At 72.7% G+C, this 13,987-nt stretch carries 16 protein-coding genes and 1 riboswitch; of the genes, 6 read left to right on the forward strand and 10 right to left on the reverse strand.

Going from position 1 to position 13,987, the window contains the following annotated elements; all coding sequences use genetic code 11:
* Positions 1–17: 17 nt before the first annotated feature.
* A complete protein-coding gene (locus ACIF83_RS20695; RefSeq protein WP_399728761.1) occupies positions 18–1,220 on the forward strand; it encodes a Gfo/Idh/MocA family protein in 1,203 nt (400 codons plus the stop codon).
* 27 nt (positions 1,221–1,247) lie between these two features.
* Here the strand turns inward: ACIF83_RS20695 and ACIF83_RS20700 are convergent, their stop codons facing one another.
* Both ACIF83_RS20700 and ACIF83_RS20705 read right to left on the reverse strand, forming a co-directional pair.
* Positions 1,248–1,943, reverse strand: coding sequence for a L,D-transpeptidase family protein (locus tag ACIF83_RS20700; protein WP_399728764.1), 696 nt, complete (start codon positions 1,941–1,943; stop codon positions 1,248–1,250).
* Between the two features lie 175 nt (positions 1,944–2,118).
* Positions 2,119–3,516 carry a PLP-dependent aminotransferase family protein gene (locus tag ACIF83_RS20705; RefSeq protein ID WP_393477932.1) on the reverse strand — a complete coding sequence of 466 codons (1,398 nt, stop codon included), beginning with the start codon at positions 3,514–3,516 and terminating at the stop codon, positions 2,119–2,121.
* Between the two features lie 61 nt (positions 3,517–3,577).
* On the opposite strand from ACIF83_RS20705, the gene ACIF83_RS20710 reads away from it, so the two are divergent.
* A complete protein-coding gene (locus ACIF83_RS20710) occupies positions 3,578–4,969 on the forward strand; it encodes a pyridoxal phosphate-dependent decarboxylase family protein (protein ID WP_399728767.1) in 1,392 nt (463 codons plus the stop codon).
* A 4-nt stretch (positions 4,970–4,973) separates the two neighbouring features.
* On the opposite strand, the gene ACIF83_RS20715 is transcribed toward ACIF83_RS20710, so the two are convergent.
* The 5 genes from ACIF83_RS20715 to ACIF83_RS20735 all read right to left on the reverse strand — a co-directional run bounded on the left by ACIF83_RS20715 (position 4,974) and on the right by ACIF83_RS20735 (position 9,069).
* Positions 4,974–5,762, reverse strand: a complete 789-nt coding sequence (locus ACIF83_RS20715; protein WP_399728770.1) for an SDR family NAD(P)-dependent oxidoreductase — start codon at positions 5,760–5,762, stop codon at positions 4,974–4,976.
* A 31-nt stretch (positions 5,763–5,793) separates the two neighbouring features.
* Positions 5,794–6,708 (reverse strand): SDR family oxidoreductase, encoded by a 915-nt coding sequence (locus tag ACIF83_RS20720; RefSeq protein WP_399728773.1) that lies wholly within the window; start codon positions 6,706–6,708, stop codon positions 5,794–5,796.
* Between the two features lie 166 nt (positions 6,709–6,874).
* Entirely contained in the window at positions 6,875–7,504 is a 630-nt protein-coding gene (locus tag ACIF83_RS20725; protein WP_399728776.1) for an MBL fold metallo-hydrolase, read from the reverse strand.
* Positions 7,504–8,592 (reverse strand): S-(hydroxymethyl)mycothiol dehydrogenase, encoded by a 1,089-nt coding sequence (locus tag ACIF83_RS20730; RefSeq protein ID WP_399728778.1) that lies wholly within the window; start codon positions 8,590–8,592, stop codon positions 7,504–7,506. The genes ACIF83_RS20725 and ACIF83_RS20730 overlap by 1 nt, the downstream gene beginning before the upstream one ends.
* 171 nt (positions 8,593–8,763) lie before the next feature.
* Positions 8,764–9,069 carry a hypothetical protein gene (locus ACIF83_RS20735; protein ID WP_393477919.1) on the reverse strand — a complete coding sequence of 102 codons (306 nt, stop codon included), beginning with the start codon at positions 9,067–9,069 and terminating at the stop codon, positions 8,764–8,766.
* A 170-nt stretch (positions 9,070–9,239) separates the two neighbouring features.
* Here ACIF83_RS20735 and ACIF83_RS20740 point away from each other — a divergent pair, with 170 nt between their 5' ends.
* Positions 9,240–9,605 carry a nuclear transport factor 2 family protein gene (locus tag ACIF83_RS20740; RefSeq protein WP_393477916.1) on the forward strand — a complete coding sequence of 122 codons (366 nt, stop codon included), beginning with the start codon at positions 9,240–9,242 and terminating at the stop codon, positions 9,603–9,605.
* Between the two features lie 24 nt (positions 9,606–9,629).
* Here the strand turns inward: ACIF83_RS20740 and ACIF83_RS20745 are convergent, their stop codons facing one another.
* Complete coding sequence (locus ACIF83_RS20745) at positions 9,630–10,175, reverse strand: MarR family winged helix-turn-helix transcriptional regulator (RefSeq protein ID WP_393477914.1); 546 nt, start codon at positions 10,173–10,175, stop codon at positions 9,630–9,632.
* A gap of 60 nt (positions 10,176–10,235) precedes the next feature.
* On the opposite strand from ACIF83_RS20745, the gene ACIF83_RS20750 reads away from it, so the two are divergent.
* Together ACIF83_RS20750 and ACIF83_RS20755 are read left to right on the forward strand one after the other, a co-directional pair.
* Positions 10,236–11,075: a hypothetical protein gene (locus tag ACIF83_RS20750; protein WP_399728783.1), complete on the forward strand. Its 840-nt coding sequence runs from the start codon at positions 10,236–10,238 to the stop codon at positions 11,073–11,075.
* A gap of 27 nt (positions 11,076–11,102) precedes the next feature.
* A riboswitch (ZMP/ZTP riboswitch) is annotated at positions 11,103–11,183 on the forward strand.
* A gap of 25 nt (positions 11,184–11,208) precedes the next feature.
* Complete coding sequence (locus ACIF83_RS20755; RefSeq protein WP_399728785.1) at positions 11,209–12,057, forward strand: bifunctional 5,10-methylenetetrahydrofolate dehydrogenase/5,10-methenyltetrahydrofolate cyclohydrolase; 849 nt, start codon at positions 11,209–11,211, stop codon at positions 12,055–12,057.
* Here the strand turns inward: ACIF83_RS20755 and ACIF83_RS20760 are convergent, their stop codons facing one another.
* Positions 12,058–13,080 carry a CU044_5270 family protein gene (locus ACIF83_RS20760; protein WP_399728788.1) on the reverse strand — a complete coding sequence of 341 codons (1,023 nt, stop codon included), beginning with the start codon at positions 13,078–13,080 and terminating at the stop codon, positions 12,058–12,060. It abuts the gene before it with no gap.
* On the reverse strand, positions 13,073–13,636 hold the full coding sequence (locus ACIF83_RS20765; RefSeq protein WP_393477904.1) for an RNA polymerase sigma factor: 564 nt from the start codon (positions 13,634–13,636) through the stop codon (positions 13,073–13,075). The genes ACIF83_RS20760 and ACIF83_RS20765 overlap by 8 nt, the downstream gene beginning before the upstream one ends.
* Before the next feature lie 49 nt (positions 13,637–13,685).
* Here ACIF83_RS20765 and ACIF83_RS20770 point away from each other — a divergent pair.
* Positions 13,686–13,987 (forward strand): cbb3-type cytochrome c oxidase subunit I (locus ACIF83_RS20770; protein WP_399728791.1); only part of this gene is annotated, 302 nt, incomplete at its 3' end.

A 13,987-nucleotide genomic window follows, 5' to 3' on the forward strand; every position in this document is an offset into this window, starting at 1 on the left:
GAGCAAAAGTAATCCGCATGACTTTCTCCCTCGGCATCGTCGGTGCCGGCCAGTTCTCCGGTCAGTTCGCCTCGCTGTTCCAGGCCCATCCCGGCGTCGGCGAAGTCCACATCACCGACCTGCTGCCCGAGCGGGCCGGGCGGCTGGCCGCCGCACACGGGCTCGCGGGCACGTTCCCGTCGTACGAGGCCATGCTGGAGTCGCCGGCGGTCGACGCGGTCGCGATCTTCACTCAGCGCTGGACGCACGGCCCGCTGGTCCTGCAGGGCCTGAACGCGGGCAAGCACGTGTACTCGGCGGTGCCGATGGCGATCACCACGGAGGAGATCACGGCGATCATCGACGCGGTCAGGGCGACCGGTCTGACGTACATGATGGGCGAGACCAGCCAGTACAACCCGGCGACCGTGCACGCCCGCAACCAGATCGCCGAGGGCGCCTTCGGCCGGCTGTTCTACGCCGAGGGCGACTACGTCCACGACATGGACCTCGGCTTCTACGACGCCTACCAGTACAGCGGCGGCGAGAACTGGAAGGCGACCGCCAGCTATCCCCCGCTGCTGTACCCGACGCACTCGGTCGGCGGGGTGCTCGGCGCCTGGCGGACGCACGCGGTGAGCGTCTCGGCGATCGGCGTGCGGGACGAACGCGGCGACGGCGTCTTCGACCGTTCGGTCAGCCGGTTCGACAACGACGTGTCCAACGCGACCGCGCTGTTCGAGGTGGCGGGCGGCGGCTCGTTCCGTACGAACGAGTTCCGGCGGGTCGGCTACCCCTCGCACATCCGCGAGTCGCGTTTCCGGTTCTTCGGGACGGAGGCGAGCATGGAGCAGCTGGCGACGGTGGCGCTGTGGCAGGACAAGAACGGTGTGAAGGACATCAGCGAACTGCTGGAGCCCAAGCCGACCCTGTCGCCCGACGATCCGTCGCTGCAGCACATCGCGCCGGAGCTGCGGGCCGCCTTCACCTCCGGGTCGGCGCCGGTGCACGACCGGGCCCGGCTGCCGCGGGAGTTCGACCAGCTGCACAACGGGCACGAGGGCAGCCACCACTTCCTGGTGGACGACTTCGTCACCGCGGTCAACACCCGCACGCTGCCGTCGGTGAACGCGTGGGTGGCCGCCCGCTACACCCTGCCGGGCATCGTCGCGCACGAGTCCGCGCGGCAGGGCGGGGTCCGGCTGGAGATCCCCGACTTCGGGGACGCACCGGACGACTGAGGCCGGTGAGCGGGCGCCCGGGCCGGCTCAGGTGCCCGGCTTGCGGCCGTACACGAAGACGTCGTCGCCCGTCTTCAGCAGCGACCAGTACTTCTTGGCGTCCCTCGTGGTCATGTTGACGCAGCCGTGGGAGCCCGGCGGGTTCCACATGCTGAGGTTGACGGAGTGGAAGGCCTGCCCGCCGTCGAAGAACTGGCTGTAGGGCATCGGCACGTCGTAGATGTCCGAGACGTGGTCGATGTCCCGCCAGTAGATCTTCTTCAGGCCGGTGCGGGTCTCGTACCCGTCACGTCCGGTGCGCACCGGCACGGGCCCGTAGACGAGCTTGTTGCCGTCCTGGATCCAGCTCAGCTGGAGCGAAAGGTTCACGCAGGCGATACGGCCCTTGTTCACCGGGCACTTGCCGTCCTTGTTCGGGTTGCTCCCGACGGCCTTCTGCTTGTTCATCAGGTCCATCACGCCCCAGGTGACGGGCCCGGCGTAGCCGATGGCGGGTGTGATGCCGTGCTTGTTCTGGAACGCCTGGATGGCCTTGCAGTCGGCGGAGGACTGCTTTCCGTCGACCGGGCGGCCGAGGAACTTCTCCACCTGCTTCTGGTACGGCCCCGCCTGCGTGGTGCAGCTCGCGGCCTGGGCCGGTGCCGCGGTGAAGGCGAGCGTGAGCGGCGCCACCAGTGCGGTGACGCCGAGCGCGACGACACCTCGTCTGCGTATGTCCCCCATGTCGACCCCTTCCCCTTCTCCCCTGTGTTCCCAGGGCCTCCCCCGGGTGGTCCCCTTCGGATTCCCGTGCTCTCGGCCTACTAGACCTGCCGCCCGAGCCGACGGTTGTAGTTCCGGCCACGCTGTGACGGAACGGTGAACTTCGTCGCCGCTTCGTCGCTGCGCGGAGGCCGGGTCAGGCGGTTTCGGGGCTCCCCGAACACGCGCGCAAGAGGCCCACCGCTCGCGTCAGCGTCTCCTCCGTCGCCGTGAACGGCAGGCGCAGGTGCCGGGTGAGGGTGGTGCGGTCGGCGGCGAAGTGCGGGCCGGGGGTGACGGCGAGCCCGCGTGCGGCGGCCCGGGCCGCGAGGTCGGTGGCGCTCGTGCCCGCGCCGAGGCGCAGCCACAGGGTGAGGCCGCCGTCCGGGACGGTGTACGTCCATCCGGTCGCGGTGAGCAGGCCGGCGAGGTGGTCGCGCTGGGCGCGGAGCCGGTCGCGGCGGTCGGCGAGGAGGTCCGGGAGCGGAGTGCCGAGGAGTTCGGCGGCGACGAGCTGCTCCAGCGGGGGCGGGGAGAGCTGGGCCTGGAGCGGGCTCAGCCGCAGCTGTCGTACGAGGTCCGCGCCCGCCCTGATCCAGCCGACCCTGAGGCCGCTCCACAGGGTCTTGCTCGCCGAGCCGATCTGGATCACCCGGGCCCCGGCGAGGTGGGGTTCGGTGCCGGGCGGGGTCCTCAGGTCCAGGTCGCGCATCGTCTCGTCGGCGAGGACGGTCAGTCCGAACCGGTCGGCGAGGGAGGCGATCGTACGGCGCGTCGCTGCGTCCATGTGGGCGCCGGTCGGGTTGTGGAAGTCGGGCATCAGGTAGGCGAGTCGGGGACCGTGGCGGCGTACGGCGTCCGTGAGGCGGGCGGTGTCCCAGCCCTCGGGTGCCGTGACGGGGACGGCCAGCAGGCGGGTGCGGCGGGCGCGCAGGACGGCGAGGGCACCGGGGTAGGTGGGGTTCTCCACGACGACGGGTGACCGGCGGTCGGTGTGCAGGTGGTCGAGGAGCAGGGTGAGGGCGGCCTGGGCGCCCGCGGTGACGAGGATCTGCTCGGGGCGGGTGGCGAGGCCGGCGCGGGTGTAGCGGTCGGCGAGCAGTTCACGCAGGCGGGGCAGGCCCGCGCCGGTGACGCCGGAGTCGACGAACAGGGCGGCGCTGCGTTCGGCGGCGCGGGCGAGGGCGGTCCGGAAGGCCTCGTGGGGTGCGGCGGTGACGGCGAGGGTGAGGTCGAGGTCGGCGTCGGGGGCGCCGCCCCGGTCCTGGGACCAGGGCGTGGTGCGCTCGGTGAGCCGGACGGGCAGGCGGACGACGCTGCCGCTGCCGTGCCGGGTGGCGAGCCAGCCGTCGTCGCGCAGCAGGGTCAGCGCGGCCACGACGGTGCCCCGGCTCAGGTGCAGGGTACGGGCGAGTTCCCGCTCCGAGGGCAGCCGGGAGCCGGCCGGGAGCCGCCCGTCGACGACCGCCTCACGCACCGCCGTGGCGAGGGAGCCGGCGCGGGGGCCGGGCCGGGCACGCCAGTCACCGAGCGCGGCGACGAAACCTGTGTCCACTGGTCCAGTTTCCCTCAAGTGGACCAGTCGTGCGGCACGCGTCGGGCCTACGCTGCGGCTCATGCACCCGACACTCGCCGACGATCTCTCCCGGCTTCCCGAACTCCTGCAGTCCGCCCGTGACTTCGCCGCCGGTGAGGTGGCGGGCCTGGCCGAGCGGCCGGTCACCGCACCCGGTCGGCCGCCCGGGCGTGCGCCCCTCCCGGACGAGGGCGCAGGCGGCACGGGCGCCCTTGCGCGGTTCGCCGAGCGGTGGGCGCCGGGCCTGTCCGGCTCGGCCGGGCCCCGCTACCTGGGCTTCGTCACCGGCGGCGCGACCCCCGCGTCGGTCGCCGGGGACTGGCTGACCTCCGCGTTCGACCAGAACGTGTCCGGGTCGGTCGGCTCCTGGGCGGCGGAGCTGGAACGGGAGACCGTGGCGTGGCTGCGCGAGCTGTTCGGGCTGGGCGAGGCGCACAGCGGGGCGTTCGTGACCGGGGCGACGGTGTCCAACACGGTCGGGCTGGCGATCGCCCGCGAGTGGCTCGGCGAGCGGCTCGGGGTGGACGTCTCCCGGGCGGGGGCCGCCGCGCTCGGCCCGGTCGACGTGCTCTCCGGCAGTCCGCACTCCAGCGTGGTCAAGGCCCTGTCGGTGCTGGGCATCGGCCGGGACCGGCTGCGGCGGGTGCCGCTGTTGGCGGGCAATCGGGAGGCCGTGGACGTGGCCGCGCTGGAGACGGCGCTGGCGGGCCTGGGCGGGCGGCCCGCGATCGTCGTCGCGAACGCGGGGACCGTCGACACCGTCGACTTCGACGACCTGCGGGCGATCGCCGCGCTGAAGGAGCGCCACGACTTCTGGCTGCACGTGGACGCCGCGTTCGGCGGCTTCGCCGCCCTCTCCCCCGAGTACGCCGCTCTGGTCGACGGGCTGGACGCGGCCGACTCGGTCTGCGTGGACCTGCACAAGTGGCTCAACGTGCCCTATGACGCGGCCGTCCAGTTCACCCGCCGCCGCGACCTCCAGGTGGCCGTGTTCCACAACGCCTCGCCGTACCTGGGCCTGCCCACCGGAGAGCCCGACTTCCTGCACCTCACCCCGGAGAACTCCCGGCGGCTGCGCGCCCTGCCGGCCTGGTTCTCCCTGGTGGCCTACGGCCGGGCCGGGCACCGCGAGATCGTCGAGCGGAACGTGGCCCTCGCCCGCCGGCTGGGCGAGGGCGTCGACGCCCTGCCGGGCCTGCGCCTGCTGGCCCCGGTCCGGCTCAACGTCGTATGCTTCACGCTCGCCGGCGAGGAGCCCGCCCAGGAGCGGGTGGCCGCGCTGGCGCGGGCGGTCGCCGACTCCGGGGAGGCGTTCGTGACGCCCACCGTGTACGGCGGGGTGCCCGCGCTGCGGGCCGCGTTCAGCAACTGGCGCACCACCGAGGACGACATCCGCCGGGTCCTGGACGTGTTCGCGGCGGCTTCCGGCTGACGGCTCAGGACTGTTCGAGGGCGGTGCGGAACCCGGTCTGTACGGCGGTCAGGCCGCCGTCGACCACCAGCGTGGTGCCGGTGATCCAGGCGGCGTCGCTGGAGGCGAGGAAGGCGACCGCGGCCGCGATGTCGTCCGCTTCACCGACCCGGCCGAGCGGGTACAGGCCGCGGACGGCGTCGAGTTCGTCGTCGCGTCCTTCCCAGGCCGAGGTGCGGATCGTGCCCGGCGCCACGAGGTTCACCCGGACACCCCGGGCGGCCGCGTGTCCGGCGAGGGTCCGGGTGAGGGAGCCCAGGCCGGCCTTGGCGGCGCTGTAGGCGTGGTTGCCGAAGTCCTGCAGGCCGTTGACGGAGCCGACGCTCACGATGGCGCCGTGTCCGGAGGCGGCGAGGTGGGGCAGGGCGGCGCGGCAGCAGCGGTAGGCGCCGGTGAGGGTGATGTCGAGGTCCCGGGCCCACGCCTCGTCGGGTTCGTTCTCGAAGAGGGGGACGTCCGGGGTGCAGTGGGCGGCGCAGTTGACCAGCACGCCGAGCGAGCCGAAGGCGGCCACGGCATGGGCCACGGCCGCCTCGACGGAGTCCCGGTCCCCCACGTCGCACGCCAACGCCTCGACGGTCAGGCCGAGTCGGCGCAGCGCGGCAGCGGTCCGCTCCGCCTCGGTCCCGTCCCGGTCGGTCACGAGCACCCGGCCGCCCTCCTCGGCGAGCCGCCGGGCGGTGGCGGCGCCGATGCCGCGGGCGGCGCCCGTGACGAGAACTCCCTGTCCTGCGAAGCGCTTGAGATCGGTCATGGGGTGACCGTAGGGCCGTACGGGCCCGGTTTCACCGGTATCCGGTCACGTCCGCCGGCTTGCCCGGGTCCTGCACCTCGACCAGGTACCGCCAGGCGTCGGGACGACTGCCGTCGAGGTCGGTGAACCCGTACTGCCGGGCGAGGCCGCCGCTGGAGAGGGACTGCCCGTTGAAGCGGGCCACCTCGGGATCGCCGGCCAGCGCGGCGACGGCGCGGCCGACGAAGCGGGGGGTCTCGGAGATGGCGAAGTGCGGTTCGCGGCCCAGGGCGTCGCGCCAGTTGTCCTCGCGTACACCGAAGGCGTCGAGCATGATCTCCGAGCGCAGCCAGCCGGGGGTCAGCGCGAGGGCGGTGGCGCCGCGCGGGCCGAGTTCGTGGCCGAGTGCGAAGGCCATGCGCAGCACGGAGGCCTTGGCGAGGTCGTAGAAGAGGTTCACGCGGTAGGTGTCGCGGTTGTACTCGGCGGTGCCGTCGGTGACCTCCACGACCAGGCCGCCCGGGTGGCGCAGCAGGAGCGGCAGCGCGAAGTGGCTGGTGACGGCGTGCGTTTCGACGGCGAGCCGGAGCAGCCGGAGCCCGTTGTCGAGGTCGTGCTCCCACACCGGTGTGTCCCACTCGAAGAGTTTCTCGCCGCCCCAGATGTCGTTGACGAGGAGGTCGAGGCGGCCCTGTTCGTCCGCGATACGGTCCACGAGGGCCCGTACCGCGGACCGGTCCAGGTGATCGACGGGGACGGCGACGCCTTGTCCGCCGGCCGCCGAGACGAGGTCGGCGGTGTCCTCGATGGTCTCGGGGCGGTCGTACTCGGAGCGGTGGGCGCGGGTGCTGCGTCCGGTGACGTAGACGGTGGCGCCGGCCGCGCCGAGTTCCACGGCGATGCCCCGTCCCGCGCCCCGGGTCGCCCCTGCGACCAGCGCTACTTTGCCTTCCAGCGGCCCTGACATGTCCGACCTCCCGTGCGGTACGACTCTCGCTCGTCGTCCACTCTCCCGGGAAAGCCGGACATCTCCTGTCGCCTTTTCTCAGCGGCGCAGCTTTTCGCCCAGGTCCTCGTGACCGCTGACGACCCAGAGCCGGCGGCCCTGGGTCGACTCGTACCCGAAGTCCCGCTCAGTGCCCGCGTTCGATCCACTCCTCCAGGTGGGGTGCCTCGGCGCCGATCGTGGTGGAGTCGCCGTGTCCGGTGAGGACCTTGGTCTCCGGCGGGAGGGTGAGGAGCCGGTCGCGGATGGACTCGATGATCGTCGGGAAGTGGGAGTACGAGCGTCCCGTGGCACCGGGGCCGCCCTGGAAGAGGGTGTCGCCGCTGAAGACGACACCGAGCCCGGGGTCGTACAGGCAGACGGCGCCGGGGGCGTGGCCCGGAGTGTGCAGGACGGTCAGGTCGGCGCCGGCGGCCTCGATGACCTGGCCGTCGTCGAGATGACGGTCGGGGTCGCGGTAGGGGTGGGTGAGCTTCCACAGCGGCAGGTCGTCCGGGTGGAGCCAGATGGTGGCGCCGGTGAGGTCGGCGAGGGCGGGAGCCGCGTCGATGTGGTCGTTGTGGGCGTGGGTGCACAGGATGGCGGTGAGCCGGCGGTCGCCGACGGCGCGGGCGATGGCCTCGGCGTCGTGGGCCGCGTCGATGACGACCACCTCGTGGTCGTCGCCGACGATCCACACGTTGTTCTCCACGTCCCAGGTGCCGCCGTCGAGGGTGAACTGGCCTGAGGTGACGAGGCGTTCGATGCGGGCGCCCATCACAGCACCACCACCGAGCGCAGCACGTCGCCCTGGTGCATCCGGTCGAACGCCTTCTCCACCTCGTCGAGTCGGATGGTCTCGGTGACGAACGCGTCCAGCGGCAGGCGGTCCTGGAGGTGCAGGTCGATCAGCATCGGGAAGTCCCGGGAGGGCAGGCAGTCGCCGTACCAGCTGGACTTGAGCGCGCCGCCGCGCCCGAAGACGTCCAGCAGCGGCAGTTCGAGCTTCATCTCGGGGGTGGGGACGCCGACGAGGACGACGGTACCGGCCAGGTCGCGGGCGTAGAAGGCCTGCTTGTACGTCTCGGGCCGGCCGACCGCCTCGATGACGACGTCGGCGCCGAAGCCGCCGGTCAGCTCCCGGACGGCCTCGACCGGGTCGGTCTCCTTGGAGTTGACCGTGTGGGTGGCCCCCAGCGTGCGGGCCTTCTCCAGCTTGCGGTCGTCGATGTCCACGGCGATGATCCGGGCCGCGCCGGCGAGGTTCGCCCCGGCGACGGCCGCGTCACCGACGCCGCCGCAGCCGATGACGGCGACCGAGTCGCCGCGGCCGACGCCTCCGGTGTTGATGGCGGCGCCGATGCCGGCCATCACCCCGCAGCCGAGCAGCCCGGCCACGGCCGGGGAGACGGCCGGGTCGACCTTGGTGCACTGTCCGGCCGCCACCAGCGTCTTCTCGGCGAAGGCGCCGATGCCGAGCGCCGGGGAGAGTTCCTGCCCGGTGGCGGCGAGGGTCATCTTCTGCTTCGCATTGTGGGTGTTGAAGCAGTACCAGGGGCGGCCGCGCAGACAGGCCCGGCAATTGCCGCACACGGCACGCCAGTTGAGGACGACGAAGTCGCCGGGCGCCACGTCGGTGACACCCTCGCCGACCGACTCCACCACGCCGGCGGCCTCGTGGCCGAGCAGGAAGGGGAACTCGTCCGAGATGCCCCCCTGTTTGTAGTGCAGATCGGTGTGACAGACACCGCAGGCCTGGACGCGTACGACGGCTTCGCCGGGCCCCGGGTCCGGGACCACGATCGTCTCGACCCGTACGGGTTCGTCCTTCCCCGGTGCGATCACGCCGCGTACTTCCTGCGCCATGGCCTGGCCCCTTTTCCTCGATGTGCCTTCGGAGCCGACCCTACGCGCGAGGGCCCGCCGACGGCATGGACCACGACGGCGGCAGTGGATCTTTCGGCCGTCGCCACGCGGTCCGGACGGACAGCGGTGAGGGCCGTCCCGGGCAGGACGGCCCTCGGGTGCGTGGGGGGCTCAGGCCTGGACGGCGGGCAGCAGACCGGTCACGGGCGCGACGAGGTCGGTGAGCTGGTGCAGTTCGTTCAGCCGCTGCAGTTCGCTGACCTGGTTCAGCGGGCGGAGCTGGTCCGAGACCCGCGGGAGCTCGGTCCTGTGCTCCGCGGGGATGTCGCTGACGGCGAGCGAGTCAAGCGTGGTCATCGGGTTGATCTGCCCGGTGTTCGGTGCGCTCGCGTCGGCCGCGTTCGCCAGCGGCGCGGCGAGGCCCGTGACGCCGACGGCCAGACCGACGGCGGCGACGATACGTCGTGTTGAGATCATGTCCTCAGCAACGGCGGCGGGCCCCACCCGGACACGGCCCCCGGTCGCCGCTCACCCGTCAGGCGGACCGCCTCGGCTGCGCTTGCCGTTGCCGCCGGGGCGGAGGAGTCTCGGAGGTGGGGCCCGTGCGGCCTGTTCCCGCCGGGCCATGGGCGCTTAAGGAGGTCACCATGGGCGCTGCGACAGGCTCCGCCTTCGACACCGAGACACTGCGCCGAGGCATAGAAGGGAACACCGGGAACACTCTGCTCGCCCTCTACGCGGACGACGCCGAGATCCGCATCATCGACCGCAACACCCAGCCCAGCCATCCCAAGATCCTGCACGGTCGGCGCGAGATAGCCGAGCTGCTCGACGACGTCTACAGCCGCGACATGACGCACAAGCTGGACCAGTGCGTCATCCAGGGCGACCGGGCCGCCTTCTCCGAGTCCTGCGAGTACGGGGACGGCACCCGTGTCCTCGCCGAGTCCATGGTCACCCTGCGTGACGGCAAGATCGCCGAACAGATCCTGATCCAGGCATGGGACGAGTAGGGAGGAAGGTCGCGAGGGTCCAGGTCACCTCCCGGCTGACCTGGACCTTCTCGACCCGGGCGACGCTGGGCCGGGCGCGTCCCCGCTCTCGGCTGCCAGGACCAGTTTCCGCAGCAGGTCTGCAAGCGTCCGCCGCTCTTCTTCGGTCAGTGCTGCGAGCAGCACACCCTCACCCGCGCCCTCCGCTGCCGCATGTGCCTCGAACGCGGCGTGCCCGGCGTCGGTGAGCCGTACCCGCACCCGCCGGCGGTCGCCGGTCTCGTGGGTACGGGTGATCAGCCCGGCCTCCTCGACGGCCCCCAGCCGCGCCGACAGCGCACCCCGGGTCAGGCCGAGCCGGTCGGCGAGCAGTGAGGGACTCGACTCGTACGGCGGCCCGGACCTGCGCAGCATCAACAGCACCTTGTACTGCCAGTACTTGAGGCCGTCGGAGTCAAGCACGTCCCGGCGGGCCTGGGCGGTGTGCCGGCCGAGGATCGCCAGCCTCGCGATGATCGCCTCCTTGACCGGGTCCAGCCAGTCCAGCTCGCGCGCCCAGACGGCCACGTGCCGGTCCACCGAGTCCTGCATTGTCTGCCTCCCGCAGTGGTTTTCTTGTGGATCATTTTCTGCCCAACTACCTTGCCCGGCATGACCTCTGCAACCCACACATGCGTTGACATCGAAGAACTCCTCGATGCCACACGCGAGTTGAGCGTCGCCGGCCGCTGGGAGCGGGCCGCTCGACTGCTCGACGCGGCCGCCACCGACGACCCCGCCGCTCGCGCGCGGATCACCCGGGCCGCAGCCGAAGTCGCCCTGGACCGCGACTGGTTCGCGGGGACGGACACCGCGGCCGAGCGGCTCGAGGCGGCGGAGAAGGAGTTCCCGGACGGCGACTGGGACACCGGCTTCCTGCGGCTCAGGCACACCTACGGCCGGCTGCTCCTGGTCGACGGCACCCTGCGCATCGGCCCGGACGGCAAGGACCCCGAGGCGCTCGCCGCCCTCCTCGACCGGGCGCGGGAGCTGCACGGCAGCGCCCCGGACGAGGTGCGGCGGGGCTGGGCGGCGATGTACCGGGGGCTGATCACGGAGAACCACTTCGCCGAGCGGGCGGCCGCCGCCGGACACTACACGGCAGCGCTGCGCGCCGGGGAGGCCGGCGCGGACGGTCTGCTGGCCCGCGAGGCGCTGCGGCATCTCGGCGACCACGACCACGACGCCGGTGACGGCGAGCGGGCCGGGGAGCGCTGGCGACGGGCCACTGCTCTGGGCGCCCGGGCCGGCACGGTGCCGGGCACCCTCTCCCAGCAGTTGCTGCTGGCCGTGCTGGCCCGGGACGCGGGCGACGAGGCGGGCGCCGTCGCGCTGGCGGCGGAGATCGTCCGCTGGGCCGGGGCGATCGGCGCGGACCGGCTGGCCGCCCAGGCGGACGCCTTCCTCGCCGGGGCGGATCCCACGGCACCGGGGTCCGCGGACGCGGACTGAGCGCCGCCCGCACTCTCGGTTAGGCTGTGGGCGGGCCGTGACTGGCGCTGAGGTGGAGTACCACCGGGGAGCGGCCCGTGGAGCATGCCGCGCGCCTGGGCGATCAAGGTCAACCCAGCTCAGGAGTGCGCAGATGACACAGGCCCGACTCATGGACGGCACCGCCCTCGCCCGCCGCAGCGTCGAGGAGACCGCGAAGAAGGCCGCCGACCTCACCGAGCGGACGGGCAGCGCGCCCTGTCTGGCCACGGTGCTGGTCGGCGAGGACCCGGCGTCCGTCACCTACGTCCGCATGAAGCAGAACCGCTGCCGCAAGGCCGGCATCGAGTCCCGGCACGTGGCGCTGCCCGCCGCCACGACCACCGCCGAACTCGTCGGCACCCTGCGGGAGCTGTCGGCCGATCCGACCGTGCACGGCATCCTGCTCCAGCACCCGATGGGCGACCACATCGACGAGCGGGCCGCGTTCGAGGCGATCGCTCCGGAGAAGGACGTCGACGGCGTCACCTTCGCCTCGTTCGCCACGATGAGCTTCGGCCTGCCGGGCTTCGTCTCCTGCACGCCCGGCGGCATCATCCGGCTGCTCGACGAGTACGACGTCGACCCGGCCGGGAAGCGGGCCGTGGTGGTGGGCCGCAGCGCGATCCTCGGCAAGCCGATGGGCATGCTGCTCCTGGCCCGGGACGCGACCGTCACCTACTGCCACTCGCGCACCCGGGACCTGTCGGCCGCGGTCCGCGAGGCGGACATCGTGGTCGCCGCCGTGGGCCGGCCGCGTCTCGTCCGGGGCCAGGACATCAAGCCGGGCGCGGTCGTCGTCGACGCGGGCTACAACGCGGGGAACGTCGGCGACGTCGACTTCGACTCGGCCGTGGAGCGGGCCTCGCTGATCACGCCGGTGCCCGGCGGTGTCGGCCCGATGACGATCGCCACGCTGCTGGAACAGACGGTCGACGCCGCCGCCCGGCAGCTCGGCGTGTGATCAGCGCATCCAGGCGCGGTACTCCATGACGTCCCCGGCCTCGACCCGGTACTCGGGCTCGGCCCGGGTGAAGGTGGTCTCCATGCCGAGCACCGCGCCGGTGCGCGGTTCCAGGATCAGCATGTGGCGCACGCTCCCCGTGTCGTACACGTACGCGTGGCCGGGGCGGCCCAGGCGGTCGGTCACCTCGCCGGCCGGCCGCAGCCCCTCGGCCTGTGCGAACAGCCGGACGAGGGCCGCCGACTCGCGGGCACCCAGGGTCCAGTGGTCGAGCAGTTCCCCGACGGCGTCGAACAGTTCGGTCGTGCTCAGCGGGGCCTTGCTGCGGTTGATCTCGGGCCGGACGATCTCGGTGAGGTAGGCCCGCAGAGGCGCCGCGGTGTGCGGCGGGGTTCCCGCGGGCGGGACGTCGCTCCACATCGGCGGATAAGTGGTCCGGCTGATCACATGGCCGTCCGCCACCTCGTGCGGGACGTCTCCCTCGTCGGTGAGGACAGGGCGGCCCGGCCTGCGCGGGTCGGTCGCCACGACCAGTTCGGTGTGGCTGTCGTCCGCCCGCCAGCGCACCACCCGCTCCTCGGGGAGGGTGACGGGGTGCCTGCCGTCGCTCATGCCGAGGCTCCACGACTGCACGTGCGTGCCCTTGCGCAGGCCCGGTGAGCCGCCCGACGCGGCCGCGTCGGCCAGGGCGACCAGCTCCTTCAGGGGTACGGGCGTGGAGTGCAGACGGACGGTCAGCGGGCGGGGCGCGGCGACGGCCCGCGGCGTGCTCGGACCACCGAGCACGGCGTTGACGGCGACCACCAGGACGGCCGCGGTGGCGGCGAGGCCCCAGACCAGCCGGGCGCGCGGGGTACGGCCGGGGAGCGACGGAAGCAGCCGGAGACGGCGCCGTGGACGGTCCTCGTGCAGCAGCCGCTCCAACTGCCGCTCGGCGCGGTGGTCCAGCGGTCCGTCGCCGAAGTGGGGGCCGTCGGCCGGCACCGGGTCGGCGCGGCGGAGGAGTTCGAGTTCGTCAGCCATGTCGGTGGTCCTCGCAGAGGGTCGCGTCGGCGGGGGCGGGCAGGACTGCCGCAGCGGGCCGCATCCGGTCGATCTCGGCTCTCAGCCGGCGCCGGGCCCGGTGCAGCCGCATGACCGCCGCCCGTCTGCCGCAACCGAGGGCCACCGCGATCTCCTCGGCGTCGAGTTCCTCCCATGCCGCGAGGCGCAGCACCTCCTGGTCCGCCGGGGAGAGCCGGGCCAGCGCCTCGTGCACCCAGGCGCCGGGGGCCTCCGCGTCGGGGCTGTCCACGATGTGCCGGCCGTGCGCCGCCTCGTCGTTGCCCAGCCGGTCCACCAGCCGGCGCCGCCGTCCGTAGCCGCGTACCGCGTTGGCCAGGCAGTTGCGTGCCACGCCGTACAGCCAGGGCAGCGGCGACCCGGGCAGGTCGGACCGGCGGCGCCAGGCCACCGTGAACACCTCCGCCACCACTTCCTCCACTTCGTCGGCCCGCCCCTGCAGTCGCCTGGCGACATAGCGGCTGACCGCCCAGTAGTGCTCGCGATAGGCAGCGGCGAAGATCTCGTCGTTGCTCATGTTCGGTTCGTGTCCGGCACCCCCCGGATCGTCACACCCTTCTTCCGTGATGCTCGTCGCGCCGTCCGAGTGTGACCGACGGGCCGGGCGCGGACACAGGCGGGGCGTGAAGAGGATCAGAGACATCAGGGCCGTGCGGTGGCTGACGACCACCGATCACAAGACGATCGGAACGCTCTACTTGGTCACGGCGTTCGCGTTCTTCCTGATCGGTGGTGTGATGGCGCTGCTCATGCGCGCCGAGCTCGCTCGCCCCGGTCTGCAGATCATGTCGAACGAGCAGTTCAACCAGGCGTTCACGATGCACGGCACGATCATGCTGCTGATGTTCGCGACGCCGCTGTTCGCCGG

This window comes from Streptomyces sp. NPDC085866 (assembly GCF_044541035.1).
Classification (GTDB): Bacteria; Actinomycetota; Actinomycetes; order Streptomycetales; family Streptomycetaceae; genus Streptomyces.

Bases quoted from the DNA above. Each gene is read 5' to 3' on its own strand.
- ACIF83_RS20695 (WP_399728761.1), top strand. From the start codon at position 18: ATGACTTTCTCCCTCGGCATCGTCGGTGCCGGCCAGTTCTCCGGTCAG.
- ACIF83_RS20700 (WP_399728764.1), bottom strand. From the start codon at position 1,943: ATGGGGGACATACGCAGACGAGGTGTCGTCGCGCTCGGCGTCACCGCA.
- ACIF83_RS20710 (WP_399728767.1), top strand. From the start codon at position 3,578: ATGCACCCGACACTCGCCGACGATCTCTCCCGGCTTCCCGAACTCCTG.
- ACIF83_RS20715 (WP_399728770.1), bottom strand. From the start codon at position 5,762: ATGACCGATCTCAAGCGCTTCGCAGGACAGGGAGTTCTCGTCACGGGC.
- ACIF83_RS20720 (WP_399728773.1), bottom strand. From the start codon at position 6,708: ATGTCAGGGCCGCTGGAAGGCAAAGTAGCGCTGGTCGCAGGGGCGACC.
- ACIF83_RS20725 (WP_399728776.1), bottom strand. From the start codon at position 7,504: ATGGGCGCCCGCATCGAACGCCTCGTCACCTCAGGCCAGTTCACCCTC.
- ACIF83_RS20730 (WP_399728778.1), bottom strand. From the start codon at position 8,592: ATGGCGCAGGAAGTACGCGGCGTGATCGCACCGGGGAAGGACGAACCC.
- ACIF83_RS20735 (WP_393477919.1), bottom strand. From the start codon at position 9,069: ATGATCTCAACACGACGTATCGTCGCCGCCGTCGGTCTGGCCGTCGGC.
- ACIF83_RS20740 (WP_393477916.1), top strand. From the start codon at position 9,240: ATGGGCGCTGCGACAGGCTCCGCCTTCGACACCGAGACACTGCGCCGA.
- ACIF83_RS20745 (WP_393477914.1), bottom strand. From the start codon at position 10,175: ATGCAGGACTCGGTGGACCGGCACGTGGCCGTCTGGGCGCGCGAGCTG.
- ACIF83_RS20750 (WP_399728783.1), top strand. From the start codon at position 10,236: ATGACCTCTGCAACCCACACATGCGTTGACATCGAAGAACTCCTCGAT.
- ACIF83_RS20755 (WP_399728785.1), top strand. From the start codon at position 11,209: ATGACACAGGCCCGACTCATGGACGGCACCGCCCTCGCCCGCCGCAGC.
- ACIF83_RS20760 (WP_399728788.1), bottom strand. From the start codon at position 13,080: ATGGCTGACGAACTCGAACTCCTCCGCCGCGCCGACCCGGTGCCGGCC.
- ACIF83_RS20765 (WP_393477904.1), bottom strand. From the start codon at position 13,636: ATGAGCAACGACGAGATCTTCGCCGCTGCCTATCGCGAGCACTACTGG.